At 52.8% G+C, this 25,536-nt stretch carries 27 protein-coding genes, 1 tRNA gene and 1 pseudogene; 16 read left to right on the forward strand and 13 right to left on the reverse strand.

Annotated elements, in window-relative coordinates; translation table 11 throughout:
• The first annotated feature begins 19 nt into the window (after window positions 1-19).
• The 12 genes from IPI86_RS17155 to IPI86_RS17210 all read left to right on the forward strand — a co-directional run bounded on the left by IPI86_RS17155 (window position 20) and on the right by IPI86_RS17210 (window position 10,665).
• The gene (locus IPI86_RS17155) at window positions 20-940 is read left to right on the forward strand and encodes a hypothetical protein (RefSeq protein WP_345299231.1); all 921 of its coding nucleotides are present in this window, start codon (window positions 20-22) and stop codon (window positions 938-940) included.
• A gap of 59 nt (window positions 941-999) precedes the next feature.
• Window positions 1,000-1,995, forward strand: coding sequence for a hypothetical protein (locus IPI86_RS17160; RefSeq protein ID WP_345299232.1), 996 nt, complete (start codon window positions 1,000-1,002; stop codon window positions 1,993-1,995).
• A 107-nt stretch (window positions 1,996-2,102) separates the two neighbouring features.
• A complete protein-coding gene (locus IPI86_RS17165) occupies window positions 2,103-2,579 on the forward strand; it encodes a hypothetical protein (protein ID WP_345299233.1) in 477 nt (158 codons plus the stop codon).
• Window positions 2,580-3,104: 525 nt separating this feature from the next.
• A complete protein-coding gene (locus tag IPI86_RS17170) occupies window positions 3,105-3,410 on the forward strand; it encodes a hypothetical protein (RefSeq protein WP_345299234.1) in 306 nt (101 codons plus the stop codon).
• A 264-nt stretch (window positions 3,411-3,674) separates the two neighbouring features.
• The gene (locus IPI86_RS17175) at window positions 3,675-4,535 is read left to right on the forward strand and encodes an N-acetylmuramoyl-L-alanine amidase (RefSeq protein ID WP_345299235.1); all 861 of its coding nucleotides are present in this window, start codon (window positions 3,675-3,677) and stop codon (window positions 4,533-4,535) included.
• Complete coding sequence (locus IPI86_RS17180; protein ID WP_345299236.1) at window positions 4,532-5,293, forward strand: L,D-transpeptidase; 762 nt, start codon at window positions 4,532-4,534, stop codon at window positions 5,291-5,293. The genes IPI86_RS17175 and IPI86_RS17180 overlap by 4 nt, the downstream gene beginning before the upstream one ends.
• Window positions 5,294-5,446: 153 nt before the next feature.
• The gene (locus tag IPI86_RS17185; protein ID WP_345299237.1) at window positions 5,447-6,421 is read left to right on the forward strand and encodes a L,D-transpeptidase family protein; all 975 of its coding nucleotides are present in this window, start codon (window positions 5,447-5,449) and stop codon (window positions 6,419-6,421) included.
• Window positions 6,422-6,537: 116 nt separating this feature from the next.
• Window positions 6,538-7,557 carry a L,D-transpeptidase gene (locus IPI86_RS17190; protein ID WP_345299238.1) on the forward strand — a complete coding sequence of 340 codons (1,020 nt, stop codon included), beginning with the start codon at window positions 6,538-6,540 and terminating at the stop codon, window positions 7,555-7,557.
• 32 nt (window positions 7,558-7,589) lie between these two features.
• Entirely contained in the window at window positions 7,590-8,615 is a 1,026-nt protein-coding gene (locus IPI86_RS17195; RefSeq protein WP_345299239.1) for a L,D-transpeptidase family protein, read from the forward strand.
• 30 nt (window positions 8,616-8,645) lie between these two features.
• Window positions 8,646-9,221: a hypothetical protein gene (locus IPI86_RS17200; protein WP_345299240.1), complete on the forward strand. Its 576-nt coding sequence runs from the start codon at window positions 8,646-8,648 to the stop codon at window positions 9,219-9,221.
• A gap of 7 nt (window positions 9,222-9,228) precedes the next feature.
• The gene (locus IPI86_RS17205; RefSeq protein ID WP_345299241.1) at window positions 9,229-9,648 is read left to right on the forward strand and encodes a hypothetical protein; all 420 of its coding nucleotides are present in this window, start codon (window positions 9,229-9,231) and stop codon (window positions 9,646-9,648) included.
• A gap of 192 nt (window positions 9,649-9,840) precedes the next feature.
• Window positions 9,841-10,665, forward strand: coding sequence for a LysM domain-containing protein (locus IPI86_RS17210; RefSeq protein WP_345299242.1), 825 nt, complete (start codon window positions 9,841-9,843; stop codon window positions 10,663-10,665).
• Window positions 10,666-10,747: 82 nt separating this feature from the next.
• On the opposite strand, the gene IPI86_RS17215 is transcribed toward IPI86_RS17210, so the two are convergent.
• The 5 genes from IPI86_RS17215 to IPI86_RS17235 form a co-directional block, all read right to left on the reverse strand.
• Window positions 10,748-11,365, reverse strand: coding sequence for a ribonuclease HII (locus IPI86_RS17215; protein WP_345299243.1), 618 nt, complete (start codon window positions 11,363-11,365; stop codon window positions 10,748-10,750).
• Window positions 11,349-12,080 (reverse strand): dolichyl-phosphate beta-glucosyltransferase, encoded by a 732-nt coding sequence (locus IPI86_RS17220; protein WP_345299244.1) that lies wholly within the window; start codon window positions 12,078-12,080, stop codon window positions 11,349-11,351. The genes IPI86_RS17215 and IPI86_RS17220 overlap by 17 nt, the downstream gene beginning before the upstream one ends.
• A 6-nt stretch (window positions 12,081-12,086) precedes the next feature.
• Window positions 12,087-13,004 carry an NERD domain-containing protein gene (locus IPI86_RS17225; RefSeq protein WP_345299245.1) on the reverse strand — a complete coding sequence of 306 codons (918 nt, stop codon included), beginning with the start codon at window positions 13,002-13,004 and terminating at the stop codon, window positions 12,087-12,089.
• Window positions 13,005-13,016: 12 nt separating this feature from the next.
• Window positions 13,017-13,319, reverse strand: coding sequence for a hypothetical protein (locus tag IPI86_RS17230; RefSeq protein WP_345299246.1), 303 nt, complete (start codon window positions 13,317-13,319; stop codon window positions 13,017-13,019).
• 101 nt (window positions 13,320-13,420) lie between these two features.
• Window positions 13,421-13,495 (reverse strand) — tRNA-Pro (locus IPI86_RS17235).
• A gap of 32 nt (window positions 13,496-13,527) precedes the next feature.
• Here IPI86_RS17235 and IPI86_RS17240 point away from each other — a divergent pair.
• The 3 genes from IPI86_RS17240 to IPI86_RS17250 are packed head-to-tail and all read left to right on the forward strand — an operon-like array spanning window position 13,528 to window position 16,121.
• On the forward strand, window positions 13,528-14,418 hold the full coding sequence (locus IPI86_RS17240; RefSeq protein WP_345299247.1) for an alpha/beta hydrolase-fold protein: 891 nt from the start codon (window positions 13,528-13,530) through the stop codon (window positions 14,416-14,418).
• Between the two features lie 39 nt (window positions 14,419-14,457).
• Entirely contained in the window at window positions 14,458-15,435 is a 978-nt protein-coding gene (gene galE, locus IPI86_RS17245) for a UDP-glucose 4-epimerase GalE (RefSeq protein WP_345299248.1), read from the forward strand.
• Entirely contained in the window at window positions 15,435-16,121 is a 687-nt protein-coding gene (locus IPI86_RS17250; protein ID WP_345299249.1) for an MBL fold metallo-hydrolase, read from the forward strand. The genes galE and IPI86_RS17250 overlap by 1 nt, the downstream gene beginning before the upstream one ends.
• Before the next feature lie 66 nt (window positions 16,122-16,187).
• Here the strand turns inward: IPI86_RS17250 and IPI86_RS17255 are convergent, their stop codons facing one another.
• The gene (locus IPI86_RS17255; RefSeq protein WP_345299250.1) at window positions 16,188-17,030 is read right to left on the reverse strand and encodes a hypothetical protein; all 843 of its coding nucleotides are present in this window, start codon (window positions 17,028-17,030) and stop codon (window positions 16,188-16,190) included.
• Window positions 17,031-17,252: 222 nt separating this feature from the next.
• Between IPI86_RS17255 and IPI86_RS17260 the strand changes: the two genes are divergently transcribed.
• Entirely contained in the window at window positions 17,253-18,503 is a 1,251-nt protein-coding gene (locus IPI86_RS17260) for an NAD(P)/FAD-dependent oxidoreductase (protein ID WP_345299251.1), read from the forward strand.
• Window positions 18,504-18,602: 99 nt separating this feature from the next.
• Here IPI86_RS17260 and IPI86_RS17265 read toward each other — a convergent pair whose 3' ends face one another.
• From IPI86_RS17265 to IPI86_RS17295, 7 genes and pseudogenes are all read right to left on the reverse strand, one after another.
• A complete protein-coding gene (locus tag IPI86_RS17265) occupies window positions 18,603-18,962 on the reverse strand; it encodes a DUF6504 family protein (protein WP_345299552.1) in 360 nt (119 codons plus the stop codon).
• Between the two features lie 468 nt (window positions 18,963-19,430).
• A pseudogene (locus IPI86_RS17270) lies at window positions 19,431-20,126 on the reverse strand (SDR family NAD(P)-dependent oxidoreductase); the annotation flags it as partial.
• 8 nt (window positions 20,127-20,134) lie between these two features.
• Entirely contained in the window at window positions 20,135-20,596 is a 462-nt protein-coding gene (locus IPI86_RS17275) for a DUF3592 domain-containing protein (protein WP_345299252.1), read from the reverse strand.
• Between the two features lie 58 nt (window positions 20,597-20,654).
• On the reverse strand, window positions 20,655-21,197 hold the full coding sequence (locus tag IPI86_RS17280) for a DUF3592 domain-containing protein (protein ID WP_345299253.1): 543 nt from the start codon (window positions 21,195-21,197) through the stop codon (window positions 20,655-20,657).
• A gap of 428 nt (window positions 21,198-21,625) precedes the next feature.
• Window positions 21,626-22,111: a YbaK/EbsC family protein gene (locus tag IPI86_RS17285; protein WP_345299254.1), complete on the reverse strand. Its 486-nt coding sequence runs from the start codon at window positions 22,109-22,111 to the stop codon at window positions 21,626-21,628.
• Window positions 22,108-23,763, reverse strand: a complete 1,656-nt coding sequence (locus IPI86_RS17290; protein WP_345299255.1) for a hypothetical protein — start codon at window positions 23,761-23,763, stop codon at window positions 22,108-22,110. The genes IPI86_RS17285 and IPI86_RS17290 overlap by 4 nt, the downstream gene beginning before the upstream one ends.
• 165 nt (window positions 23,764-23,928) lie before the next feature.
• Window positions 23,929-25,263: an alpha-amylase domain-containing protein gene (locus tag IPI86_RS17295; protein WP_345299256.1), complete on the reverse strand. Its 1,335-nt coding sequence runs from the start codon at window positions 25,261-25,263 to the stop codon at window positions 23,929-23,931.
• Between the last annotated feature and the right edge of the window lie 273 nt (window positions 25,264-25,536).

Here is a 25,536-nt window from a genome sequence, read left to right on the forward strand (position 1 = left end):
TCATTCATCATTCATCCCTATGAAAATTCTCTTCCTCTTCCTCGATGGCATCGGACTCGGCGAAAACAACGCGGAGATCAATCCATTTGCGCGCGCGAACATGCCGTATCTTGAGTCTCTGCTTGGGGGGCGGAAACTGCTCAAAGAATCAGCATCAAGCGAAGGTGAGTCAGCTGCGCTGTTTTCCGTCGACCCGAGGCTTGGCGTGAGCGGCGCGCCACAATCGGCAACGGGGCAGGCCGTTTTGCTGACGGGCATCAACATCCCCGCCGAGATCGGATATCACTATGGCCCCAAGCCCAACCCCGAGGTGGCGCAATATCTCGATGGCAAAACTGTTTTTGCAAAAACTGTGCAGGCTGGCAAAACTGCCGCGTTATTGAATGCGTATCCGCCGCGCTATTTCGAGGGGATCGATTCGGGCAAGCGGTTGTACTCTGCCATCCCGCTCGCGTTGACCAATGCTGGCTTGCCGCTTTTCACACACGAAGATTATTTTGCAGGCAAGGCGCTCTCGGCAGATTTCACGGGGCAGGGCTGGCACGAGTTTTTGAACTTTCCCGAAGCGCCGATCTTCGAAACCGAGGAAGCAGGGAAAAGACTCGCCGACCTCGCCCGTCAATACGATTTCTCTTTCTTCGAATATTGGGCCAGCGATTACGCAGGCCACAAACAGGATATGGGTTCGGCAGTGCGCCAGATGGAAAGATTCGACAGTGTGCTGAAAGGTCTGCTCGAACATTGGGACAGCCGCGACCTCGTCCTGCTCACTTCTGACCATGGCAACATGGAAGACCTCTCCACCCGCAAACACACCGAAGCCGACGTTCCGCTTTTATTATTCGGGGAAAAATCCATCCGCGATGAATTCGGAAAAGATATCCACGACCTCACGGGAATTGCCCCAGCGATTGAAAAGGGATTAGGCATTAGAAATTAGGCATTAGGGTTTTATTTTTTCATCCTCATCATCATCCTTCATCATTCATCCTTTCCCCCATGCTCTCCCCCGCTGACCTCATCCACCTCCCATACACGCCCGATCTCACCGAAGGCGGAATTGCGTATGCGCTGCGGACTCTGCCCAATCGTTTCGATCACGCCAATGGCAAGCCGTACGATCAACTCCGCCGCACGGTGGCAGGCGCGGCAGTGGAATTGGCGTTTCGGCGCTATCTTTCGCAGCAGGGAATTCCGTTCGAGATCGCCAGCGCCAATCCATTTACCAACCCCGATCAATATGATGTTTCGCTGGGCGGACGGCGCTGTGACGTTCAATCGTTTTTCATTTCACATCGCGACCAGATCGCGCAAATGCGGAGCGATTCGTCGCTGATTCTAAATGCGCCCGCGCTGGTGCCTTCGGATCATCACGTCAACGATGGGCACGCGGACAATGACCTGTATCTGTTCGCTTTTCTCTCAGGCTTGATCGCCGCCTCGCAAGATGACTTGAAAAAGGTGATCGAAACGAATCAGCCGCGCTATTTGATTCACCTCATGCCCGAAGCATGGCGGCGGCCGTATCAATGGACTCCGCTTGCGCCGTTGGCCTTGAAATCTGAATCAGACGAGGAATTGATCGTCGAGATCAGCGGACAGGACGAAGGTCGAGGGTTTGTGACGCGGGTTCTCAGTCTGCCGCCCAAAGTGCGTGTGACTGTGGATGCTCCGTTTTATTCGGTCATGGCGATCCATGTCAGAAACATCCCTTCAGCGCGGATCGGGATTCACAGCCCAGCTTTCAAAGAGGCGCATGTCATCGCGCCGTTGGAGTGGGGCAACCTGTGGCTCTACGGCATGGACATCACGCTGACGGGCTGGATCACCCGTGAAGAATTCCGCCGCCGCGCAAAGTTGATCGCGCCGAATTCGCGCGTGTTTCAATATGACCGCACCAAAACAAAAAACCTCGCTGTGCCTGTTTCGAGTTTGAATCCGCTGGGGGAACTTTTTGTCCGCGTGCGGGAGTGGGAGGCAGGGCGGAAGGCGTGACGCTTGACACTTCCGCCAAAAGCGGACCCTGTATAATTTGGGTTGAAATTCTTGTGGGGATAATTGAAGCGATGCACCACCCCGAACAAACAAAAAAGGAGGACTTCATGAAAAAAACGCTATTTGCGGCGTTGTTGACCTGCATACTGGTCAGTTGCGCGCCCAATGTGACTGTCAACCCGCAGGCGATAGAAACATCAACAGGTCCATCAACCCTTGCCCCGCCACCGACGTTTACGCCGCCGCCATTCATTGCCTTTCCAAATTTGCCAGATTTGCCACCCATAACCGTTACACCGATGCAAACTCCCCTGCCAGCCGTACTGCCAAAGTTCTCATGGGATGGATACGTCCTAACATTTATCAAAGACGGCGATTTGTATTTTCAAGATGGAAATAATCAGCCTGTCAAATTAACCCATGTCGGCGAGAAATCTCATTTGGCAATAGTTTCAGATGATATAAGATCGTTTTTAGTAAAAGCTATTTTTCTCAAGGGAATTATGATAAAGAACCAACTTTACTCCATCAACACAGATGGAGCAGGAACAGGTCCTCATTTCAAAGGAATGGCGATCCCTTAGGAAAGACCAAGACATATTTACCCACCTTTTACCTCACCACAAATTCTCAAGACCCGTTGCGGTTCGGAGTGGAGTTCCCCTGCTCCATGGACTTTATCTTCGCCGACACAGATACGGGCGAAATCCGGAATTCATACGCCTAGGCAGACCAGGCAAAATAACCATAATGAGGAAATTTCAAGCGCCTTCGCCTGACGGGAGCAATGATCTGGTATTGGCCAGGGCATATGGATATATACGACATGGACGGCAATGTCATCCGTGAAAATATCCTCCCTACACACCCAGCACCCCTTCGAGATTCATTCTTCCATCAAAATTGGCTTCCCGATTCAAGCGGGACTCATCATAGCGATCCCAGATAGCGCCCAAATTTGCGGATCGGCTTTCCTGTACATGTCGCCTTCTGCATTTGGCATTATTCAGTCGCCAACAATCTATCAGTTCAAACACCATTAGACCCCGCATCTCGCAGGGGGCAGGAGGGTGTTTCCGGATGAAGTGGATTGTCTCGCGGACGGCAGAGTGGCATTTTCAGATGCCTTTGGGCATCTCGATAATGGAGCACGCAGTTGTTTGAGGGGGACAGCCGAGGAACTCTCTCCATGGAGCCCAGACAGTAAATACATCGCTTATAACCCCTACTATTTAGCTGGCATCGATGGCCCACATATTCGTATCGGTGGATACTTTCTAAAGTGGGTTGATGCCAACCATTTCTTTTATGCCAATGTAAAAGATGAAAACATTACCACCCTCATGGGAGAAATCATTGGCGGGAAGATCCTTACATATAGTTTCGATCCTTCTACGTTTATCAAACCAAAGTAGTGCCTGCATGTTTTGCATGCAAGCTTAATCAAGGAGATTCTGAACAAAAATCAAACCGAATCTGGATCAATGCCGAATGATTTCTTTGGGGTATTTCTTCTCAGTTTTGAACATTTCGCTTCTTTTGGCCCCGCTCACGCCGGCCCGGCGGCGATCTATGGACAAATCCTCTACAGCAACATAAAGCAAGCAAACCCGCATACAAATTTTAGGCCAAGCCTTTCTTTCACTGCCCGTTTTTGCGGTAAGATTACGCCATAGAACATGGAATCTACAAACCCGCAGCCCATTCCTGAAACTGAATCAAAACCGCCCGCGCCCGAACAAGAGGTGCGCGAGGCTCCACAGGCCAAGCCTGCCGTCCGCAAGCCGCGCGCGGTGAATGCCTTTGCCACCACACTGGGAGTCGCTGTGTTGCTGGCGACCCTCTTCACCGCATGGACTCCCAACAGCCTGTTCGCCAGCAATTTGCAAGACCAGCTCAACCTCATCCTCACTCCACAGGCGGGGCAGAACACCGTCATCACTTCGCCCCAGCCCCAGTTAAGGATCGGAATCGTCGCAGGTCACAATGGCAACGACTCGGGCGCAGTCTGCTACGACGAAAACGGCGAGGTGGATCTGAAAGAAGCCGACGTCAATTTTGAGATCGCCACCCTTGTGCAAAAAAGCCTCGAAGCGCAAGGTTATCAGGTGGATCTGCTCAACGAATTCGATACGCGTCTCAACGGCTACCGCGCCGTGGCGCTCGTTTCCATTCACAACGACTCATGCGAATACGTCAACGATGAAGCGACGGGCTTCAAAGTGGCGTCCTCACTTGAAACGCGCGATGTCAACCGCGCCCAACGCCTGAACGCCTGCCTCGTGGACCGTTACGAACGCATCACCGGCATGATCTTCCACGCCAACAGCATCACTGGCGATATGCGCGAATATCACGCCTTCTCCGAAATCGATCCCAACACCATCACCGCCATCATTGAAACAGGCTTCCTCAACCTCGACCGCGAAATCCTCACGGAAGATACGCCGCTGGTCGCCGAAGGCGTGACCCAGGGCATTCTCTGCTTCATGAACAACGAAAGCGTCCTGCCCACCGCCATCCCCACCTTTTTCCCATGAAAAAATCCCCCGCCCTCCCGCGACGCAGTTTGCTGATTCCCATTTCGATCTTCGTCTTGATCGCTCTGGTGGCCCTCGCCGCAGCATGGACGGCAACCAACTCCCCCGCACTCGGCCTGACGACGCCCCCCACCCCAACCGTCCGCGCACAAGCCTTTGCCTTCGCGCAGATCGCAAAGCCTACTTACACCGTCACCACCGCCGCGCCCACCGACCTGCCAACTGCTTCCCCAACTTTAACTTTGGAATCCGCACCGACTGCCGAATCCACAGCGACGACTGAAGCGATGGTCATTGCCGAGATCGTGGAGGAGGCAGCGGTCATTGACTACCCCGCACCTGTTACACAACCGATTGAAATTTCCGCACCGGGATATGGTGGGAACAAATACATCCTCGTTGACATCTCAGAACAGCACATGTACGTCTACGAAGGCGACATGCTGGTATACAGTTTTGTCTCATCCACAGGCATGAACAACGCCACCCGCGTCGGCTCGTTCAGCGTGCTCGACAAAATTCCCAATGCCTACGGCGCCACCTGGGATATCTGGATGCCCAACTGGCTCGGCATCTACTGGGCGGGCAGCCTCGAAAACGGAATCCACGCCCTGCCGATCCTCTCGAACGGCGCGACCTTATGGTCTGGCTATCTCGGCATTCCCATCTCCTACGGCTGCGTGGTGCTCGGCAGCTACGAATCTCAACTGCTCTACGACTGGGCCGATGTCGGCACCCCAGTGGATATTCAATGGTAAAAAACGAATCGTTTCGCACGTCGAAGGCGTATAATTCAATTGTCCCATCCTGAAAAAGCCAAAGGATGGCGTTTCTCGGAAATCACTCGTCACTCCGCTCGCATTGTCCCAATGTTTTTTTGAGAGAATCGTTTTATTTATTGAAGGTGACCCATGAACAATCGCTTACCAACCAACAACTCAAACGGCCGCCCCAGCCCGGAGAAACAGAAGCAGGCCAAGGTCAACGCAGGAAGCGGAAAAAAGAAACGCGGTCTGTTGCTTCCCATCCTCCTCGTCCTGGTGGGCTGCACAGTTTTTGCATTCGCGGCATGGTCGGCGATCAACTCGCCTGTACTTGCATCGATTCTAAATAGCGCGCCGTCGGTTCAGCCGGCCCAGCCTGTGCGGCAGCCCTTTGCTCAGGTAAGTATTGCCAAGCCATCCTCCGCAGTTGTGCAGCAACCGTTGATTGAAGTTGCGATGCCCACCGCCACACTCCCAGCGCTGCCCGTGGAAAACACGGTGCAGGAACCGCAGCCGCAAGTCGTTGCGCCGATCGTTGAACCCACCCTTGAAGTGGCAATCGTCCCAGCAGAGAACACCAGCGCCGAAGCCGCGGTCGTCACCGCGCCGACAGATGTTCCGCCTGCCGAACAGGCAGCGGCTCAACCCGAAACAAGCAGCGAGTCTGGAACCGTGCTGGCCGAGATCGTTGCAGATACCCCCACGCCCGAATACACCGCCCCGACCGCTGTTGCGAATGTCCCTGTTTCGATCGGCACAGATAACGGCGGCGAACACTGGATCGATGTTGACCTTTCGCAGCAGCGTGTCTATGCCTATGCAGGCGATACGCTGGTGAATTCATTTGTCGTTTCCACGGGTACCTGGCAAACCCCCACTGTGACAGGCAAATACAAGGTCTGGGTCAAGCTGCGCTCCGCCGCAATGTCTGGACCTGGGTATTACCTGCCTGATGTGCCCTACATCATGTATTTCTACGGCAGCTATGGATTGCATGGCACGTATTGGCATAACAACTTCGGCACGCCCATGAGTCACGGCTGTGTCAACCTCACCATCCCCGATGCCGAGTGGTTGTATAACTTCTCGTCAGTAGGGACGGTGGTGAATGTGCATTATTAGATCCTCAAAAATAGAGTGCGTCGCACCTTAATCAATAAGATAAATCAACCCGTTAGATTTCACTGATTAAGAGAAAAATCTCACCCGTTTGGTGCGACGCACCCAATCATTAATAAATGAAGTCATCCAAAATATCGCGACGTGATTTTCTAAAACTGGGCGGATTGGGTCTTGCTGGCTTGTTGACCCCTCCGCTCAATTTTCATTTTGACGATCCCTTTGCCGCCGTGCAGGGACGTGTCACCACGCGCATGGTCTGGATGTACGACAAGCCATCCACCGAAGCCACACAAGTCACCTTTTGTCACCGCGATAAACTGCTCAACATCACCAATGCCGTCATCAGCGACGATGTCAACTCGCACAACCGCGTATGGTACGAGATCGGCAAGGAAGGCTATGTCTATTCGGGCAATATTCAACCCGTGCGCACCCTGCTCAACGCGCCGCAATTGAACCTTCCCAAAGACGGTATACTCACCGAGATCAGCGTGCCTTACACCGACGCCTACGAAGCGCCCGATAAAACCTCCAAAGTGGCTTACCGCATGTATTATGAAACCACCCACTGGGCGAAGGCCGTCGTCACTGCGGAAGATGGTCAGGTCTGGTATCAGGTCCGCGACGATAAATTCGACAAACTGTATTACGCCCGCGCCGAACACATGCGCCCGATGAACGAAGCCGAACTCGCTCCCATCTCCCCTGATGTAGACAAAAAAAAGATCCAGGTGCAATTGGATGAGCAAATGCTCGTCGCCTATGAAAACGACCTGCCCATATTCGTCGCAGCGGTATCCACGGGCGGCATCTTCCGTGTGGGCACCTACACCACTCCGCAGGGCGCATTCATCACCTACTACAAACGTCCATCACGCCACATGGCCGCAGGCGACATCGCCGCGAGCGGCTTCGACCTGCCCGGCGTTCCCTGGGTGCAATACATAACCGAAGGGGGCATTTCGTTCCACGGCACCTTCTGGCACAATGACTTCGGCCGCCCGCGTTCGCACGGCTGTATCAACCTCTCCATGTCAACCGCGAAGTGGCTGTACCGCTGGTCCGCACCGCAGGTTTCCATGAACAAGGAATTTTCCTTCGGCGGCGTGGGCACCAAAGTGGAAATCGTCCTGTAAGAATATGACTGGAAAATCGTCTGCAAAAAATAATGATGAACAAACTTAACCTTTCCCGCCGCGACTTTTTGAAACTGTCCGCTTCTGGCGCACTCGCGCTTGCTCTCTCCGAAATGGGCATTGACCGTGCCTTGGCCGCTCCCCCCTCCTCGCAGGGACGCATCACCTGGAGCGGCGTTCCGCTTTACGATGCACCGTCATTCAAAGCAAAGGAACTGCATCTTTACGGCATCGATCAAGTGGTCGAACTCAGAGCCGAAGTGGAAGGCGATGAAGGCAATCCCTTTAACAAAGCCTGGTATCAATTGGACGGTGGTTACACCTACTCCGGCTGGCTGCAACCCGTGGAAACCAGACTCCAAAAGCCTGTGTACGAGATCCCAGCAGAAGGCCAGCTCGGCGAGATCGTTGTACCGATGAGCGAAACCCGTCTGATCCCATTTACGTATGCCAAGAACGGATATCGCCTGTATTATGGCAGCACCCATTGGGTGAAGAAAGTCGTCGTGACGCGTGAAGAGAAAAGCATCTGGTACGAGATCTTCGACAACCACATCAAGAAATCCTTCTACGTACCGCATTACAACCTGCGCCTGATCCCCAACGAAGAATTGACCCTGCTTTCCCCGGATGTGCCCGAATCCGAAAAACTGATCCACGTAGACCTCGGCGCGCAAATGGTCACCGCCTTTGAAGGAAGCACCATGGTATTCCAATCGCGTTGTTCCAGCGGATCAAAAGGTACACGCACCCCAACGGGTGAATTCCTCACTTATCATAAAGGCCCATCCGTCCATATGACGAATCAGGACGAGGAAGGAATCAAGAATTACTATGATCTGCCCGGCGTGCCGTGGTGTACCTTCTTTACAGGCTATGGCAATGCTTTTCACGGGACCTACTGGCACAATGATTATGGTCGTCCGCGCAGCCATGGCTGCGTAAACCTGCCTTCAGAAGATGCAAAATGGGTATATCGCTGGAGCCGACCCAACCTCGCCCCCAGCGAAGATTACCTGCACGTGCCGGGTGAAGGAACCCGCGTTCAAATCGTTTAATTTTATTTTGGTTAATATCAGGAGCTAATTATGAATCCCGCATTTCAATTCAATCAATATCTGCTCAAGCGTCAGGTCTTTGCGCTGGCTGGAAAATTCCGCTTCTTCGATCCGAGCAACAGACTGGTGTTGTACAGCGAGCAAAAAATGTTCAAGATCCGCGAAGATATCCGCGTATATTCGGATGAAAGCAAAACACAGGAAGTGTTGATGATCAAAGCCCGTCAGATCATTGATTTCTCCGCCGCCTACGATGTCGTTGACAGCGCCACCGGTCAAAAGGTCGGCGCACTCCGCCGCAAAGGACTCGCATCCATTTTGCGCGATGAGTGGGAGATTCTCGATGTGGGCGACAACGTCATCGGCAAACTCTTCGAAGACAGCATGGGTATGGCTTTGCTGCGCCGCTTCCTGAGCAACCTCATCCCGCAAAACTACGATATCACCCTCGGCACGAACCGCGTGGCTGACCTCAAACAGAATTTCAATCCCTTCACCTACGAATTGAACCTGGATTTCAGCATGGATATTGGCCGCCTGCTGGATCGTCGCATGGGGCTTGCCGCAGGAATCCTCCTCGCCGCAGTTGAAGGCAGGCAGGGTTAATTCTCCCATGCCCAATCAGCCTCTTTTCGCCGGACTCGTCATAGATGAAGATGGGCACCCCGCAGAAAGTTCGTTTATCGGGAGCGAACCCTGCTACGTAGTCGATGATGCGGGATTCCGTCGTCACATCCCTGCTGAACAGATCGACCGCGCCGTACTCGCTCAAATGGCGGAAATGATGAAAGGCAGTGAAGACATCCTTTCGGAACAGACCGCCAAAATGCTCGGCCAGGAAGATCCTTTCTCCAAAGCGATCATCGAACAGCAGTTGAAGAATATCGACAAACAATTCGATACGCTGATGCAGACCGGCATCCCCGAAGATATGCGCGCCTATCTCGGTATGATGGGTTTCAAAGTGATCATCAACTACCACGGTGAACTGGTGCGGGTGGAACAACCCGGCAGCGCAGGCGGCGACGAATAAAATTTTCACTTTCAAACTTCGGAAGTTACAAAGACTTCCGAAGTTTTTTATTAAGAGACCAGTGCGCGTGGACTTGACCCTGAGCGATGGGCTCTACGATTTTCCAGAGCTTCGCTCCGCTTAGGATGAAGGCTTTGCGACAAAAGTGGAGACAGATGATTTTTCTTCTCACAGCCGAAGCGCGGGTACACAATGCCTGATATAATTTTGCGCATGAATCCAAAGCGCTTATTTATCTTATTCACATTAACCTGCTTGGTTTTGTTCGGACTGTGGCTGCCCGCAAATGCTGCCCCCAACATGCAACAAACCGACCCCACTGCTACTCCGCTTATCGATGGTCGTATCCTTTATATTGTAAAAGCAGGCGATAACTGTTTCCGTGTGGCTGCTTTGCATGGGATTACCATCGAACAACTCCGCCAGTTGAACAAAGAGTTGGATGAAAATTGCAGCCTGACCGAGGGACAGGAATTACTGATTAGTATCGTTTCGATCGTGGGAACACCAACAGCAGGTCCCTCCCCCACGCCTCTCCCTCCCACGGTCACCCCCACGCCGTTCACTGGTACAACTGAAATATGCGTCCTGCTCTTCGAAGACACCAACGGTGATGCACTCCGCCAGGAAACCGAACCTGCCGTTGCCGGGGGAGCGGTCAGTGTGACGGAAAATAACGGCGAGTATTCCGCAGCGCAAGAGACATTTATCCCTGCCGATCCTGATGTATATCAGGGCATTTGCTTTCTGGATGTCCCCGAAGGCAATTACAACATCACCGTGGGTATTCCAGATAACTATAATCCCACCGTGGACCTGAACTATTCACTGGATGTCAATGCTGGCGACCGTGCCGAAGTACCATTCGGCGTGCAAAGGAAAGATGTAGTGGTGGATCCAGGCGCAGCCGACCAAGCCGATTCAGGGACATCCCCCATATTCGGCATTATCGGAGGCCTGCTCTCTGTTGGGCGGCGCAGGGCTTGGCTATTATGCATGGAAGTCAGGCAAGCCTGAAAGCAAATTGGCTGGTGGAAGCGGCATCTTGAAATAATCTGAAACAAAAAAAATAAACTCCAAAATCTTGTGATTTTGGAGTTTATTTTTTTAATTGAAATGTTTTGCGGTGAATGGGGGAAAAGCCAAGTTGTATGATCGCCCTGCGATGGGACAAGGTTCCATATCCCTTGTGAATCCCCAACCTGTAGTTGGGATATTGGGAATCAAGTTCGCGCATCAAGTCATCGCGGGCGGTCTTTGCGAGAATGGATGCGGCAGCGATGCTCAAGGAACGTTGGTCGCCTTTGACGAGTGCGGCCTGTGAAACGCCCAGTTCGGGGAGTTCAAGACGAAAATCGGTTAATAGGAATTCAGGAAAGATGGAAAGTGCTTCAATTGCGCGATTGGCGGCCAGCCGTGTGGCAGGGACAATTCCCAGTTCATCGATCTCATCAGCCGAGGCGAGGCCGATGCCCCAGGTGAGGGCGGTTTCTTTGATGCGCGGTGTAAGTTGGTGGCGTTTACGGGGAGTCAACTGTTTGGAATCATGGACCCCGCTCAAGGTTTGAGTCAGATGCGGGTCGTCATCGGGCAGGATCACTGCACCAACGCAGACCGGTCCAGCGAGTGCGCCGCGCCCGGCTTCATCCAATCCAGCAATGTATTTATAGGCAGGCCATAATTCCTGTTCATGAGAAAGGTCAGGGCTTGAGATCATAGCGGCCGCGCGCCGAGTTTAAGTGAATTTGGAAAATGTCGCCGATCATGCGCAGGGCATCGCGCACGGCGCTTACCTTGCTATCGGGATCGAAATACCAATGGATGGGGATTTCCTTGATGCGCAGTCGTTTTCGACGCGCAAGATAAAGGAGTTCGATATCGAAGGACCAGCCCATCAATGTTTGACGCGGAAAAAGATCTTCGACCACATCGGCGCGAAAACATTTAAAGCCGCATTGGGTATCGTTCAAGCCAGGCAGGATCAACAGGCGAATAAGCAGGTTGATGGCGCGTCCACCCCAGTGACGGTAGGAAGGTTCGTTGTAGCGAATGGCTCCCGGCGCTTCGCGTGACCCGATCGCAAGATCGAAATCTTCGATCGCGGGCGGAAGGAATTTTTGAACCTCTTCAATAGGCATGGAAAGATCGGCGTCACAGATAAACCGATATTCGCCGCGCGCTTCCAACATACCGCGCCGCACAGCATTTCCTTTGCCGCGCTTCTCTTCGCGGATGATATTCATGTTGGGATGGTGTTCTGAAAACTCGTGCGCTACTTCCAGTGTACGGTCGGAACTTCCATTCTCCACGACAATGATCTCCGAGGAAAAGGGTTGTGTTTTAAGGAACACAAAAACCCGCTCCAGAGTACGAGGCAGGCGGCTCTCTTCGTTATAAGCCGGGATGATGATGGACAAAAAGGGAGTTGTCAAAGTAATTTATAGGCTGGTGTAAAGAAGGACGCCGAATCCGATCAGGACACAGCATTCCACGATCAACATACCAGCCAGCAAAACAATTTGTGTATTCCCCAAACCCATCAGACCCTTTTTCGGCGCCGCAGGTTTTGAGCGCGAGGCTGGAAGAGGCTGTTGCGGGTTGGGTATGTTTGAATTCTGTGAAGCAGGTTGTGCTGTGCCGTCTTCAAAATCAAAGCCGAGATCATTTGCGTTAAATCCCTGCGCTGATTCATCAAAGCCGCCTTGCGAGCGCAGCCCAGACTCAGGCGAACCTGATTTGACAGGTTCCAATTCAGCGGGTGGGGTGGGGTCGATGATGCGGTCGGCAAGTTCGTGAATAAAATCGGTACGCCAGACGGGACGCGCCTGCAAAAGCGAGGTTGCGAATTGCTTGATCGCATCGCTGCGCACCACGCGCGCAATCGGCCGTACAGATTCGATCTGCGCGCCGGGGTCGGCAGCGATCAACACCGCTTCGATTGGGCTGGGCAGTTCGATTTTTTGGATCTTCAGGTACTTCTGCAAAGCGGTGGTCAATTGCGCAACACGGCCGATGAAATTGATCGGGGCGGGCTGGGCACGCCCATTGTTATCGAGCGTATTCCACTGATCGCCCTTCGCTTCGAAACTTCCCTTTTCCTTCGTTACATAAATGACCCAGATTCCCCCCGCGCCGATCAAAATGATCGGGATCACGATCTCACTATTCGGCAATGTGAAATTGCGGATCAGCACAAAGCCCTTCTCGAGCAGGCGATCCAATTGGGTGATCACCGCCTTTTGGGCCTCCAGCTCGGCAAACCAACTCAGCCCATATTTCAGTGTTCCCTGAACACGGGCAATCGGGTTGATATTTCCACTGGCATCTTGTAACGGAGTCTTATCAATGATCTTCATTGAAATCCACTTTTAGAAAAGAGGTGCATCCTCAAGCTCATCACGGGTGGCATTTGCATTCGTGGCAAGCAGGTCATGTCCATCCTGGGTCACAAGCAACACAGACTTGCCATTTTTGAACGTGCTGGCAAGCAACTCCTCACGCGAGCCGGTAATATATTGCTGACCCTTTTTCAATCGTTCCAAAAGCGTTTTGCGTTCCAGCAAAACACGATCTGAAAATGTCGCGCCGCGCCGTTCATAGGCACGCACAAGCACGATCTGTCCGTTTTTATAGCGAACTGCTTCGATCACACCATCTATCTTTTTTGCCATGGAAGTTCCTTTTGAGTAATTTTAACACACGCGGGTTAAATTTACAGAGACACAAGTCACAGAGAAGTTACCTCCGTGTCCCTGTGTCTCTGCAGGTTTTGTCGGGGCGATAGGATTCGAACCTACGGCCTCTTGCTCCCAAAGCAAGCGCGCTAGCCGGACTGCGCCACGCCCCGATCAAATGAACTGGACGAGTATAATGCGAAGAATGATAACCCGTCAAGGAACTCTTTTTTTTGCCATTCTCCCGCTTCTCTTCGGACTTTCAGCCTGCCAGCCAAAAAATGAAATAATCCCCACCCAAACAGTGCTTCCATTCACAGCCACAGTTCCAGCCACAGAGACTTCTTTACCAGTTCCTGCCTCCCCCACCCCGGAAAACTGCCTTGCAAACCCCGGCATCCTCAAACAGGATGTCGTCTCAACCACAAAACCTCCGCAACAATTCATCATCTACCTGCCCCCGTGTTACGACCATGACAGCGAAGCCCGCTTTCCAGTGCTTTACCTGCTCCACGGACAGACCTATACCCAGGATCAATGGGTGCGGCTGGGCGTGCCAAACGTGGCTGACCAACTCATCCAAAGCGAAAGGGCAACCCCATTCATCATTGTCTTCCCCGATGACCGTTATTGGAATGTGGAAGCAGGCTCAGGCTTCGGCGACCGCTTCATCAACGCTCTCATCCCATACGTGGACGAAAACTACCGCACCCTGACAGACCGTGCCAACCGTTCCATCGGCGGACTTTCACGCGGCGGCGGCTGGGCGGTACAACTCGGCTTCGAACACCCCGACTTGTTTGGGGCAATGGGCCTGCACTCCCCCGCTATTTTCAAAGACAACGCACCTTATTTGGACATGATCATCAAGGCCACACCGGAAGAGAATCATCCACGCCTTTGGATCGACATCGGCGATGCCGACATGGAACTCTCACGCGCCCTTCTGTTCGAGGAAATCCTCACCCAAAACAGTTACATCCACGAATTCCATCTCTATTCCGGTGACCACACCGAAACCTACTGGAGCGCGCATGTGGACGAATATATGCTTTGGTATGTCAAACAATGGCAAAAAGAGCCGACCGAACAATAAGATATAATTCTTTTATTGAAATTGAATTCAGGAGCATCAATGAAAATCTTTATCACAGGCGGCGCGGGTTACATTGGATCTGCCACAGCCGAAGCCCTCATCCAGGCAGGTCATTCCGTCACGGTATATGACTCGCTTATTACAGGCCATCGCGCTGCAGTTCCCGCAGGCGCAAATTTCATCCACGCCTCATTGGATGACAGCCATTCGCTTGCCGAAGCCCTCCTTTCCCAAAAATTTGACGCTGTCATGCACTTTGCCGCATTCATCGAAGCAGGCGAAAGCATGAAGGATCCTGGCAAATTCTTTCGCAACAACTTCACCAACTCCTTGCAATTGATGGAAACCGCCGTTCAAGCTGGAGTAAAAAAGCTTGTGTTCTCTTCCACCGCCGCAGTCTATCAATCCAGCGAAGAGCCGTTGACTGAAGAATCCCCCATCGGGCCGACCAATGTCTACGGCCACACCAAGTTGATGACCGAACAGGCGCTCGAATGGTATCGCAGCATCCACGGATTACATTTCGCAGCGCTGCGTTACTTCAACGCCTGCGGAGCGTTACCCGGGCGCGGTGAAGCACACCAACCCGAGTCACATCTCATTCCGCGCGTGTTGCAGATCGCACTTGGGCAGGCTGAGTCTGCCACCATCTTCGGCACGGACTATCCCACCCCCGATGGCACCTGCATCCGTGACTACATTCACATCGCGGATCTGGTTTCGGCGCACATCCTTGCCTTGGGTGCATTGGAATCCAAAGATAAGATGATCTACAACATCGGCAGCGGAAACGGATTCTCCGTCCGCGAGGTGATCGATACGGCAAGACAAGTAACCGGTCACGCCATCCCGACCATTGAATCTCCGCGCCGCCCAGGTGACTCGGCGCGATTGGTCGCTTCACCGAAGAAGATCATAAGCGAACTCGGCTGGAAACCCACCCACACCAACATGCAGGAAATCCTCTCCAGCGCATGGGAGTGGCACACATCGCATCCGAACGGGTACGAGAAATAATGTCTTTTACTTTTCACCGCATCCCAGTTGGAATTTGCAATAGCTTCCTGCTCCGCGGCGAGCGGACAATTCTCGTTGACGCGGGTGCATGGGGCGGCACATCCGCTTTTGTGCGCGAAATGAAGAACCTTGGCGTTGACCCAAAGTCCATTGACTTGATCCTGCTCACACACGGGCATTGGGACCACATCACCTGTCTGAGCGATATCCGCGAGATGACTGGGGCGAAGGTCGCTATTCATGGACGGGACCAGTTCATGGTCGAGACAGGCGAACCGCCCTTCCCTGCTGGCACAACTCCGTATGGGCGAATGATGGCGGCATCAGCCAAGGCACTGCTTCATCCGCATCTGCCAAAGATCAAAGTGGACATGGTTTTGGATGACAACGGCATGTCGCTGGCTGAGTATGGTATTCCAGGGAAAGTGGTTTACACGCCAGGTCACTCGATGGGGCATTCGAGCATCCTGCTCGATTCAGGCGACGCGATCGTGGGCGACATGGCAATGAACGATTGGTACCTGCGCCTCACACCAGGTCTGCCTGTGCTGGCAGATGACATCAACCTTGTGGTGCAAAGCTGGAAGAAAATTTTGCCGATGGGAATCAAACGCGTGTATCCCGCTCACGGCATGGATTTCCCTGCCGAAGTAATGGAGCAGGAAATCTCAAAGTTTGGATCATGACCGAGACCAGAATCAGCCCTCCCGTAGAAAGAAGCGGGAGGGCTTTTTATTTTCAGAATGCAGACTTCAATCCGCACTTGAAACAGGCATTGTATCCACTTTGGGAGCAGGGCGGCGTGTCATATTTCCCATCATCATTCCGCCAGCGAAGAAAACGAATCCCAGCGAAACAACGCACAAACTGCCGAAGATCACCGGGGTCACCCACTCAGCTCGTGCAACGGGGATCTGAAACGCGCCTTCGAGGGCATGGACAACATCCATGTAAAAGTTATCACGGGAAGGGCGGACGAAATAGAACGGGTCTTCGGGCTTGCCGATAAATGGACTTAGCCGCCAGGTCATTTGCGTGCCAACGAAACCGTAGAGCAGAATCCACAAAAACAAAATACGTTTGCCAATGACCTTCATCGCATCATCACGGGTTGTTTCGACAAGGGTCATGCCGCGCCAGAGAAAGTACACACCAATCCATGCGCTGATACCAACGAACGCCACAGCCAGCAACTGAAAGAATTCGTAATTGGTGGAGGTCAATACGAAAAACAACGTAATGGGCGCGAGACCAAGCAGGAGAAATGCCGTAACACTGATGCCTGAAAGCACCACGGCGAGAACCTGCATAAATTTCAATGGCGTCCCCAGCAATGCCAGCGAAAAGAAGTACAACGCGGGCAAACAAAACAACATGGTGGAGAGAAATAGAATCGGAACTTTGACCGCTGCTGAAACCGCTTGTAACGGTTCCTTGGCAAGCCCTACCATGAAGCCATAGACCATGAAAGAAAAAAGCGCCACCAGGCTTAATGTCCAAGCTTTGGCGTTGACATCTTCGTTACGCTGAATGCTTCTGAAAAATTCATCAGGGTTGCGCAGAAAGTCAGGCATGATGGAAAAGATGTTTTTCATTTTGTCCTCCAGAAATTTTGGTATTTCGATTTTCATGGGGGAAAGCTCGCAGGTGCTGACAAAGCCTCTCAGGGAATTTCATTTGCTATCTGGGTAGACATTGAACACGGACCAAGTCCGCGTTCCATCCAGTACTAACTTCCTATCGTGAAATTATTTACAAATAAGACAGTTTTGGTTATAATAATTGTGAAATAAATCACTTTTTAGATCTGAGGCACTATGAACACAACTCTACTCCCCCATATCGTCATCATTGGCGCAGGATTCGCAGGACTCGAAACCGCGCGTGGACTTGCAAAAGCGCGTGTGCGTATTACGCTGATCGACAAAAACAATCATCACCTCTTTCAACCTTTGCTGTATCAGGTTGCCATTGCGGGCTTGCTGCCTTCGCAAATTGCCCAGCCTGTCCGCACCATCTTTCGCAAACAAAAAAATCTCGCCTTCCAAATGGGCGAGGTGACAGAGGTTGACCTCAACGAAAAATACATCAGGCTCAACGGCTCTGTCATCGCCTTTGATTATCTGGTCATCTCAGCAGGCGCGCGCACAAATTTCTTTGGTTTCGATACGCTTGAAGAACATGGCCTGCAGCTCAAAGACCTTGATACCGCGGTGAAAACGCGCAACCACTTGCTGTCCATGTTCGAGCAGGCCAGCCACGAAGGCGATGCCGAAAAGCGCAAAGCCAAGCTCACCTTTGTCATCGTGGGTGGCGGGCCAACAGGTGTGGAAACAGCAGGGGCATTGAGCGAACTCATCACGCATGTGATGCGAAAGGATTTCCCGCGGTTGGATCTCAAAGACGCGCAGGTCATTCTTTTGGAGGCTGGCCCCAGCCTGATTGCTGCCTATCCCGATGAATTGCGCGAGGCCACCTTCAAACTTTTGCGTAATAAAAATGTGGATATTCAATTGAATACAAAGATGCAGGATTTCAACGGTCAGCGTGTGACGCTGGGGGATGGGTCAACCATCGAAACGCAAACCTTGATCTGGACGGCTGGCGCGAAAGCGGCTGAGATCATTGACTCGCTTGGCATGGAACAAGCCAGCATGGGACGTGTCCGCGTCACTCCAAGCCTGCAACTGCCTCTGTTTCCTGACGCATTCGTCATCGGCGACGCCGCTTTCCTCGTCAATGGAAATGGTCAACCCCTGCCCATGCTCTCGACCGTTGCCATTCAGCAAGGCAAAGCCGCCGCGAAGAACATCCGCCGCCTGATCGAAGGCAAAGAACCGCTGCCATTCCATTACAAAGACCCTGGCCTGCTCGCCACCATTGGACGCAACGCCGCCGTGGCGCGCATCTTCGGCATCTCCTTCAGCGGATTCATCGCCTGGGTGATCTGGGTCTTCCTGCACATCTACCGCATCGTTGGCTTCCGCAACAGAATTCTTGTGATGTTCAACTGGGCGTGGGATTATTTCTTCTATGACAATCAGGTGAGGTTGATCACGAAGGAGTAGCGCAAGGGTGCGTCGCACCAGACGGGTGGAAGATTTCCATTAATCAGAATTACTTACTCGACAGGCATTTTCTCGTCGAGTTTGGTGCGACGCAATTGGTTATGCCAACTCCCGATACAAGAACCATTCCCCTTTGCGTCTATCCACGCCTTTCATGGCACGGTCGTAATAAATTTCAAAGATCTGGCCTGAATCCACTTTTACTTGAAAATAGAATCTGCCCACATTCAACGACCCGCGCGTGGATGCAACCGCCGCGTGCTCGGGACGCATGTTATTAGCCATCTTCCCGCGCCGCGAAAAATCTACCCACTCAGAAAGTGATTCGGTGATGTGGAAGGTTTTGCCATTCCAAATCATCCCATTCGGGCAGGGCGGAGTTTTCTCATGCACAGGCGGCGTATTGAAAATCACGTCAATGTGCTCATCGTAAAAGTGGATGGGAGTGTATTCAGGCATTGGCCCGGCCCGGGGGGGGGGGGGGGGGGGGGGGGGGGGGGGGGGGGGGGGGGGGGGGGGGGGGGGGGGGGGGGGGGGGGGGGGGGCCGGGGGGGGGGGGGGGGGGGGGGGGGGGAGTTTGCCCGCCGGGGGGGCCGGGGGGGGGGGGGGGGGGCCCCGCGGGGGGGGGGGGGGGGGGGGGGGGGGGGGGGGGGGGGGGGGGGGGGGGGGGGGGGGGGGGGGGGGGGCCGGGCCGGGGGGGGGGGGGGGGGGGGGGGGGGGGGGGGGGGGGGGGGGGGGGGGGGGGGGGGGGGGGGGGGGGGGGGGGGGGGGGGGGGGGGGGGGGGGGGGGCGTGGGGGGGGGGGGGGGGGGGGGGGGGGGGGGGGGGGGGGGGGGGGGCGGGGTTGCCCAAAATTTATAAGAGTTCTTGTTGCGCCGCCATCAACATCGAGGATGGCGCCTTGGATGTAGGAAGCTTGCGAAGAAGCGAGGAATGCCACTGCTTTGGCGATTTCGTCTGGTTCGCCGAAGCGGGGGATGTTGAAGTTCTTTGCCATTTGCAGGGTCGCTTCTTCATGGCTGAGATTGTGTTCACTGGCGAAAGAGTTGATGCGGGTTTGCAGGCGTTCGGTGGCAATGGAGCCAGGGTTGATGGCGTTGACGCGTACTCCGTCTTTGACGCCGCGGTCTGCGAGGACTTTGGTGAGGTTCATCAACGCGGCGTTGACTGTGCCGCCGATGGCGAATTCAGCGGAACCTGTCCGCCCGCCGATGCCGATGATGTTGATGATGCTGCCTTTGCTTTTCATCAGGTGCGGCCATGCAGCGCGGGAGAGACGCATGGCTCCGAAGAATTTGAGGGCATATCCATCGTCCCATTCTTCATCGGTGAGGGTGAGGAAGTCACCGCGTTTGGTGGCGCCTGCGTTGTTGACGAGGATGTCGAGCCTGCCAAATTTTTCGAGGGTGGCGTCCACTACGCGGGACGCTGAATCAGCGTGGCGAAGGTCAATGGACAGAGGCAGGCTTTCGGCGGGGAGAGAGGCGCTGAACTCTTCGAGGGGCGAACGAGCCGCGAGAGTCAGTTTCACTCCTTCGGCAGATAAAATCTGCGAGATGGAGTTTCCGATCCCGCGGCTTGCGCCTGTGACGATGGCAACTTTGTCTTTTAGGTTTAATTCCATGCAGTCAATTATATGCGACGAACGAGCAATGGGATGCCGATGGACAGGACGATCATGCCGAAGGAAACAGGGCAGAGAATGGCGGGCAGGAGCCAGAGTTCCCAAAAGCTGTTTTGGCGTGCCTTGTTTGGTTTGTTCGGATCAACGAGAAGTGTTTCAACGTCGCCTACTTCGTTGGCGGGTGGGTTGGAGGAATTGACACTTTCGTATTCGTATTGTTGACCTTCATAGGTGTAGCTGAAGACGGGCGAGTAGGTTGTGCTTCCATCGGAGCTTGAAGATTCCAAACGGGTAACTGTGCCTTGCACTTCAATTCCTGTGGTGAAGAACATGTAGCTCGTGTATGTGTACCAAATGCTGACGGCAACCAATATGATGGCGCTGATCGGCAGAAGTATGAAGGCGCATCCTAATTTGCGTGGACTTTTTTTGTTGGTGTTCGATGGAAAAGCTTGATCTGCAGATTGCATGTTTCACCTCTAAAGTTTGGATTTTTAGACAAATGACGGAAGCCATTTGTCTGGATTGCTATTCGTATAAAGAATCATCGCCCCGTCTCCAGGCGCGGAAAGAGAAAAAGTTGGTGATGAGTGCGGCGAAGATCATGGATGGGATGATGAGAACTGGGAACAGCCAGCGCTCAATGACATTATCAATTTGTGCGGTGTTGGGGTTTGCAGGGTCGTAGCGGACATTGACATCGCTGCCGACTGTGTAGTCCACTGAGTCAGAGGCGCTGCCGTTCTCGAAGGAGTAGGTTTGGCCGTTGGCTTGGAATTCCACGACGGGGGTGTACAGGCAGCAATAGCCTTCGCTGGTTTTGCTTTCTTCAAGGCGGGTGACTGTGCCCGTGGTGACTTCCCCTGCGGTTTGTAATTTCCAACTGACGGATGCGGCGTAGGCTCCCCACAAACAAAATGCCGCGAAGAATAGATTTACGAATAGCGTGATACAGCCAATTCTCAGGCGGTTTACACCAGTTGCTACTTTGTCTACGGTGTTTGCGACCTTGTCGAAATTCTTTTCGTAACTTTCAACAGCTTTATCCAAATTCTCGTCAAAGTTATTCATGTATCACCTCTAAAGTTGGTTGAACTGTACGACGGAACGAAAATCAATATGGACAGGTTGAGTATAATTTACAAACTATGATTATTCTGTATCGTGAAGAGAAAAGTTCGTCAGCGGATGCGATCGAAGCGGAGTTCCGTGAGTTGGTGCTGGGGGGGGGGTGAACGCCCTGCGTATCAAGACAATGAGCGCGTGGTGAGCGGGGATGATATTCCTGTCTATTTGAAGGAACTGACCAAGCTAATGCACGATTGGCAGTTGTTTCAGAATCATTGTTGTTCTGTGGGTGATGACGGCGAAAGCAAGTAGGAAAAGTTTTTTCGTACACGGAGAAAAATATTTTTGCCGGAATACAGAAATTATTCATTGGTTAAAATTCGTGTCAATTCCGTGAAATCCGCGGCAAATGGTTTTAAACAAATATCGTTTTATCCGCGCAGGGCGATGGACACGATTTGCGGATTGGCGATGCGGAAGTAATCTTCCATTTTCATAAAAATTGATTTTTCCAAACTGCCCGCGTTGAAGACAACTTCATCGTTCTCTTTGATCATCGGGTCAGCAAGCAGGCCGAGTTTTTCGTTGAAGGTGAACGGGGGAATGGAGCCGATGACGCAGCCCGTGAGCGCTTCCGCTTTTTCGCGGGGAGCCATGCCGATGCCCGCTGCATTGAAGTGCGCTTTAATGGCGTCAAAGTCCACGCGGCAATCGCCAGGGACGTTGGCAAGGTAATACAGATTCTCCTTTTTGCTCATACGCACCTGCACCACCATGGACTTGATGGCCTGCTCAATGCGGTTGCCGCGGATCTGGGTGATGACTTCTGTGCGGCCTTCGGCTTCGTGTTCAAGGACGCGATAGACTGCGCCTTCTTTATCCAGCAATGCGCGGAGTTGTTCGTGGATGTCGGTCATGAATTCGCAGCTTTCACATCCGCGCTGGCAGGTTCGCGGGAAAGTGTGAGACGGTCAAGATAGAAGATCTGCAAGATCACCAAAACGGACAGGAATCCGAGGAACACAGGGAATCCGAACAGGGTAATGATCGAAGTCGTCGGAGCTGAGACGCCAGTTCCATACAACCGAAGGATCATGGTAGTGGCGGTGGATTGGTCGAGGCTCATCCCATTCAAATATGGAACGATCAGGTCCTGGGTTGCGGCAATAAGCGAGAAGGTCACCATGAGCACAACAATGGGCAGGGAGGGGACGATCAAATGCTTCATGGTCGCGTTCAGCATGGACATTCCGCTGGCACGGGCTTCGCGCCATTTCGACTCCACTCCCCTAAAGAAGAGGGTGAAGATAAACAGCATCGGTACGCTGATCAAAATTGGAGGAGCCAAAGCGATGAATGAATCCACAAGGTCGGCTTTTCGCAAGTTCATAAAAGCCGCAAAGGCAACAGGCAGGGAGGTGACAAACAACCATGGGCTGAAAAGCAAAAGCAGCCATTGGCTCGCTTTTCCAAACGGCTGTACCGCACCGATTCCAAGCGCACCGAGGTAGGCAACAGGTAATTGAATAAAGAGGATCACAAGCAACGGAGGCAAAATCGAATTGACCCAAACCTGGAAAAGGGTCGAAAGTTCAATATTGGAAGAACCGCTTGGGGAAGTGAGCATTTTTACAACGCCTAGAATCATGGGAACCAGCGTGACCATTAAAGCGGCGATGCCTCCAAGGACGATCACGATCCAACCTGGGATGGTGAGTCCGCTTCGGGTAGGTTGGACTGCGGGCTCGATATCAGGCTCGTGCTTCAACTGTACCCTGCCAAGGATTATGATCACAGTTGCAACAATGCCCAGCAAAGCGACAAGGAGGAACACTAGATAGGAAAGGGAAAAGGTCAGTCCGCTTTGAGCGTTTCGCATGGTCAGAAAAACGGCACTGCCGAGAGATACGCTGTCTCTGGCTGGCAGCATGTTGGAAAATACAGAGAACGATTGAAGGGTGAAGGCCATCGTCGCCAACTGCGTGATTAACCAGGTGACGATGAACGGTGCAGAAAACAGCTTCCCACCTTGTTCCGATTCCTTTTGCCCACGCAGAACCATGGAATAGACCAGCAATCCCAGCGCGGAGGTGACTGCAAGGATGGCCGCTCCATCAAGAAGCAGGTAGGTACCGCCAGGTGATCCCATGTCCCACATTCCGCGCGCAAAGGCGGGTCCGAGCATGATGAGGGCGGGGCCAAAGAAGGCGAGCGGCAATGTGAACAACATGCGAAGCCTAAACTGCAGGTTTTTTCCGAGGGCATTCACGGCAATGGCCAGCAAAGGCGGAAGGAAGGCGGCGATCAACCCGTGGATAAAGACGAGCAGGAATGTGGTTCCAAACGAGGAGAGATATTTTTGATCGGTGAATAATTTTTCATAATTCAACAAGCCGACAAAATCCCCCGCGCTTTGCAAGGTGGAGGAACGAAAGCTGCCGAGAAAGGTATTGGTAGTCAGCAAGAACAGATTTGAGACGCATAATCCACACGCGGGAAGAAGCAACAACAGCCCTAACAGGGCGCGAAGAAGCGGATTTGTTTTGGCGGGATGGGAGTTGGGTGTCATAGATTTCTCCTGAATTGAACAGCGTGATCTTCAGAAATCACCTTTGTTACGAGAAGATTTTGATTTGGCTCTAGACAGGCTGATTATAATAGCGATACGAATCAGATGCAGGCTTGAAAAAAAAGAGAAAGAGAATATCCCGCAAGTTGACGTCGCGGGATATTTTTATTTCAGGGCATACACTGCGTATCCGCGCGGAGGGGCGAAAAACTGTCCACGGCCATCGGAACTTGTGGATTGTTCAACAGGGCGGGAAAGGTCGTTTTTGCTCCACCAGGCCACGGGTTGAAAAGATGCGTTTGTCCATCGCGTATTGACCCATTCTCCCTGCCATCGTTCACCATGATTATTAAGCACGTAGATCAATCCAGGTTGATTTCCGTAACCGCCGCGCTGCATGATGTAGAGATCATCCGAAAGATAAAGCGTGGAGATATCTCCGCCCGCATATTTTTCATGCACGCCGACGAGCGCATCGATGCCGTTGGGCGTATCGCGCAGGGCAAGGTTGTAGTTGAAGTAATCCTTCCAAAAAACGCAGGGATAGCCCTCATGGGTGAGGATGTAGGAATAGGCGAGCAGTTTGTCGTTGGTGATGGGACGGCCTTCATCACGCAGATCGTGATTTTCAACGAAGGTCACGGTGCTTTGCGGCTGAGCCTTCAAAATGGATTCGCCGTTGACGAGATTCTTCAAGCTGAATCCATACGAATCACACAGGCCTTTGAGCAATTCACGCAGTGGAAAATCAAACGCATCCACAGGGTTCGCGTTGGAAAAGTTCGCCGCATTGACCCAGTTGAGCGTGTTGGCCGCATTGTCCCAATATTCGGCCACGCCATAGGGTTTGTGATACGCGCCGTTCTTCATATAGCGATATTCCTGAATGGCGGTGATGGTGTTCGCGCCATAGCCTTTGACAAAGTCATAACGAAAACCATCGAAGCCAACTTCTTCGATGAGCCAGCGCGCCAGGCTGAGCAATTCGGCATACACATACGGATTTCGATGCGAAAGATCGGGCATATCGCCGAAGGTCATTTCATCCCACGACTCGTACATGCTCGGGTGGAACGATTCCCAATTGCGCGGAAATTTTCCACTCTTCGGATTAAATAAAGTCCAGCGCGAATGCCCCGTGATGGGATTGACTTCCTGCGCATCTGCTCCGCTGTTGTGATTGAGGACCATATCTGCGATCACACTTAACCCGTGCCTGTGTGCGCTTTCAATGAGTTGACTCAGCTCCGAGCGCGTTCCAAACCAGGTGGGGACGCTCCCCTTCTGGTCGAATTCGCCGAGGTCGTAAAAATCGTATGGGTCGTAGCCCATCGAAGGTCCGCCCAAATTGGCGGCCTTGTGGACAGGCGGCAGCCACAACGAAGTAAAACCCGCCTTCGCAAGATAGGGAATCTCACGGTTGATATAGTTCCACCACTGGAATTCTTTTCCATCCACTCTGGGGCAATCCCAGTAGAAAGTTTGCATCATGACGCCCATTTGTATTGCTCCTTTGTCTTTTTATCCGCAGATGGACGCGGATTTCAGGCTGGTATTTTAATGGGGTTTTTAAAGGGGGAAAGCGGACGAAAGTCCTAATAGACGGTGCGGCTATTCTACTTATCTGGGTCTCTATACTTGATCTTTGGCTATAAGTACACATGGAATTCTTCGGCCAATTTTCACCCCAACCTAAGCAAAACATATCCAGTCAACACCGCGAGCAAAGATGCAAATATCACGGAAAAGACCATGAACTCAAATGTCTTCTCA

The sequence above is a fragment of the Candidatus Villigracilis affinis genome (assembly GCF_016705895.1).
Taxonomy (GTDB): Bacteria; Chloroflexota; Anaerolineae; order Anaerolineales; family Villigracilaceae; genus Villigracilis; species Villigracilis affinis.

Coding starts and splice junctions, on each gene's coding strand:
- IPI86_RS17155 (WP_345299231.1), top strand. CDS start 20: ATGAAAATTCTCTTCCTCTTCCTCGATGGCATCGGACTCGGCGAAAAC.
- IPI86_RS17160 (WP_345299232.1), top strand. CDS start 1,000: ATGCTCTCCCCCGCTGACCTCATCCACCTCCCATACACGCCCGATCTC.
- IPI86_RS17165 (WP_345299233.1), top strand. CDS start 2,103: ATGAAAAAAACGCTATTTGCGGCGTTGTTGACCTGCATACTGGTCAGT.
- IPI86_RS17175 (WP_345299235.1), top strand. CDS start 3,675: ATGGAATCTACAAACCCGCAGCCCATTCCTGAAACTGAATCAAAACCG.
- IPI86_RS17180 (WP_345299236.1), top strand. CDS start 4,532: ATGAAAAAATCCCCCGCCCTCCCGCGACGCAGTTTGCTGATTCCCATT.
- IPI86_RS17185 (WP_345299237.1), top strand. CDS start 5,447: ATGAACAATCGCTTACCAACCAACAACTCAAACGGCCGCCCCAGCCCG.
- IPI86_RS17190 (WP_345299238.1), top strand. CDS start 6,538: ATGAAGTCATCCAAAATATCGCGACGTGATTTTCTAAAACTGGGCGGA.
- IPI86_RS17195 (WP_345299239.1), top strand. CDS start 7,590: ATGATGAACAAACTTAACCTTTCCCGCCGCGACTTTTTGAAACTGTCC.
- IPI86_RS17200 (WP_345299240.1), top strand. CDS start 8,646: ATGAATCCCGCATTTCAATTCAATCAATATCTGCTCAAGCGTCAGGTC.
- IPI86_RS17205 (WP_345299241.1), top strand. CDS start 9,229: ATGCCCAATCAGCCTCTTTTCGCCGGACTCGTCATAGATGAAGATGGG.
- IPI86_RS17210 (WP_345299242.1), top strand. CDS start 9,841: ATGCCTGATATAATTTTGCGCATGAATCCAAAGCGCTTATTTATCTTA.
- IPI86_RS17215 (WP_345299243.1), bottom strand. CDS start 11,365: ATGATCTCAAGCCCTGACCTTTCTCATGAACAGGAATTATGGCCTGCC.
- IPI86_RS17225 (WP_345299245.1), bottom strand. CDS start 13,004: ATGAAGATCATTGATAAGACTCCGTTACAAGATGCCAGTGGAAATATC.
- IPI86_RS17230 (WP_345299246.1), bottom strand. CDS start 13,319: ATGGCAAAAAAGATAGATGGTGTGATCGAAGCAGTTCGCTATAAAAAC.
- IPI86_RS17240 (WP_345299247.1), top strand. CDS start 13,528: ATGATAACCCGTCAAGGAACTCTTTTTTTTGCCATTCTCCCGCTTCTC.
- galE (WP_345299248.1), top strand. CDS start 14,458: ATGAAAATCTTTATCACAGGCGGCGCGGGTTACATTGGATCTGCCACA.
- IPI86_RS17250 (WP_345299249.1), top strand. CDS start 15,435: ATGTCTTTTACTTTTCACCGCATCCCAGTTGGAATTTGCAATAGCTTC.
- IPI86_RS17255 (WP_345299250.1), bottom strand. CDS start 17,030: ATGAAAAACATCTTTTCCATCATGCCTGACTTTCTGCGCAACCCTGAT.
- IPI86_RS17260 (WP_345299251.1), top strand. CDS start 17,253: ATGAACACAACTCTACTCCCCCATATCGTCATCATTGGCGCAGGATTC.
- IPI86_RS17265 (WP_345299552.1), bottom strand. CDS start 18,962: ATGCCTGAATACACTCCCATCCACTTTTACGATGAGCACATTGACGTG.
- IPI86_RS17275 (WP_345299252.1), bottom strand. CDS start 20,596: ATGCAATCTGCAGATCAAGCTTTTCCATCGAACACCAACAAAAAAAGT.
- IPI86_RS17280 (WP_345299253.1), bottom strand. CDS start 21,197: ATGAATAACTTTGACGAGAATTTGGATAAAGCTGTTGAAAGTTACGAA.
- IPI86_RS17285 (WP_345299254.1), bottom strand. CDS start 22,111: ATGACCGACATCCACGAACAACTCCGCGCATTGCTGGATAAAGAAGGC.
- IPI86_RS17290 (WP_345299255.1), bottom strand. CDS start 23,763: ATGACACCCAACTCCCATCCCGCCAAAACAAATCCGCTTCTTCGCGCC.
- IPI86_RS17295 (WP_345299256.1), bottom strand. CDS start 25,263: ATGGGCGTCATGATGCAAACTTTCTACTGGGATTGCCCCAGAGTGGAT.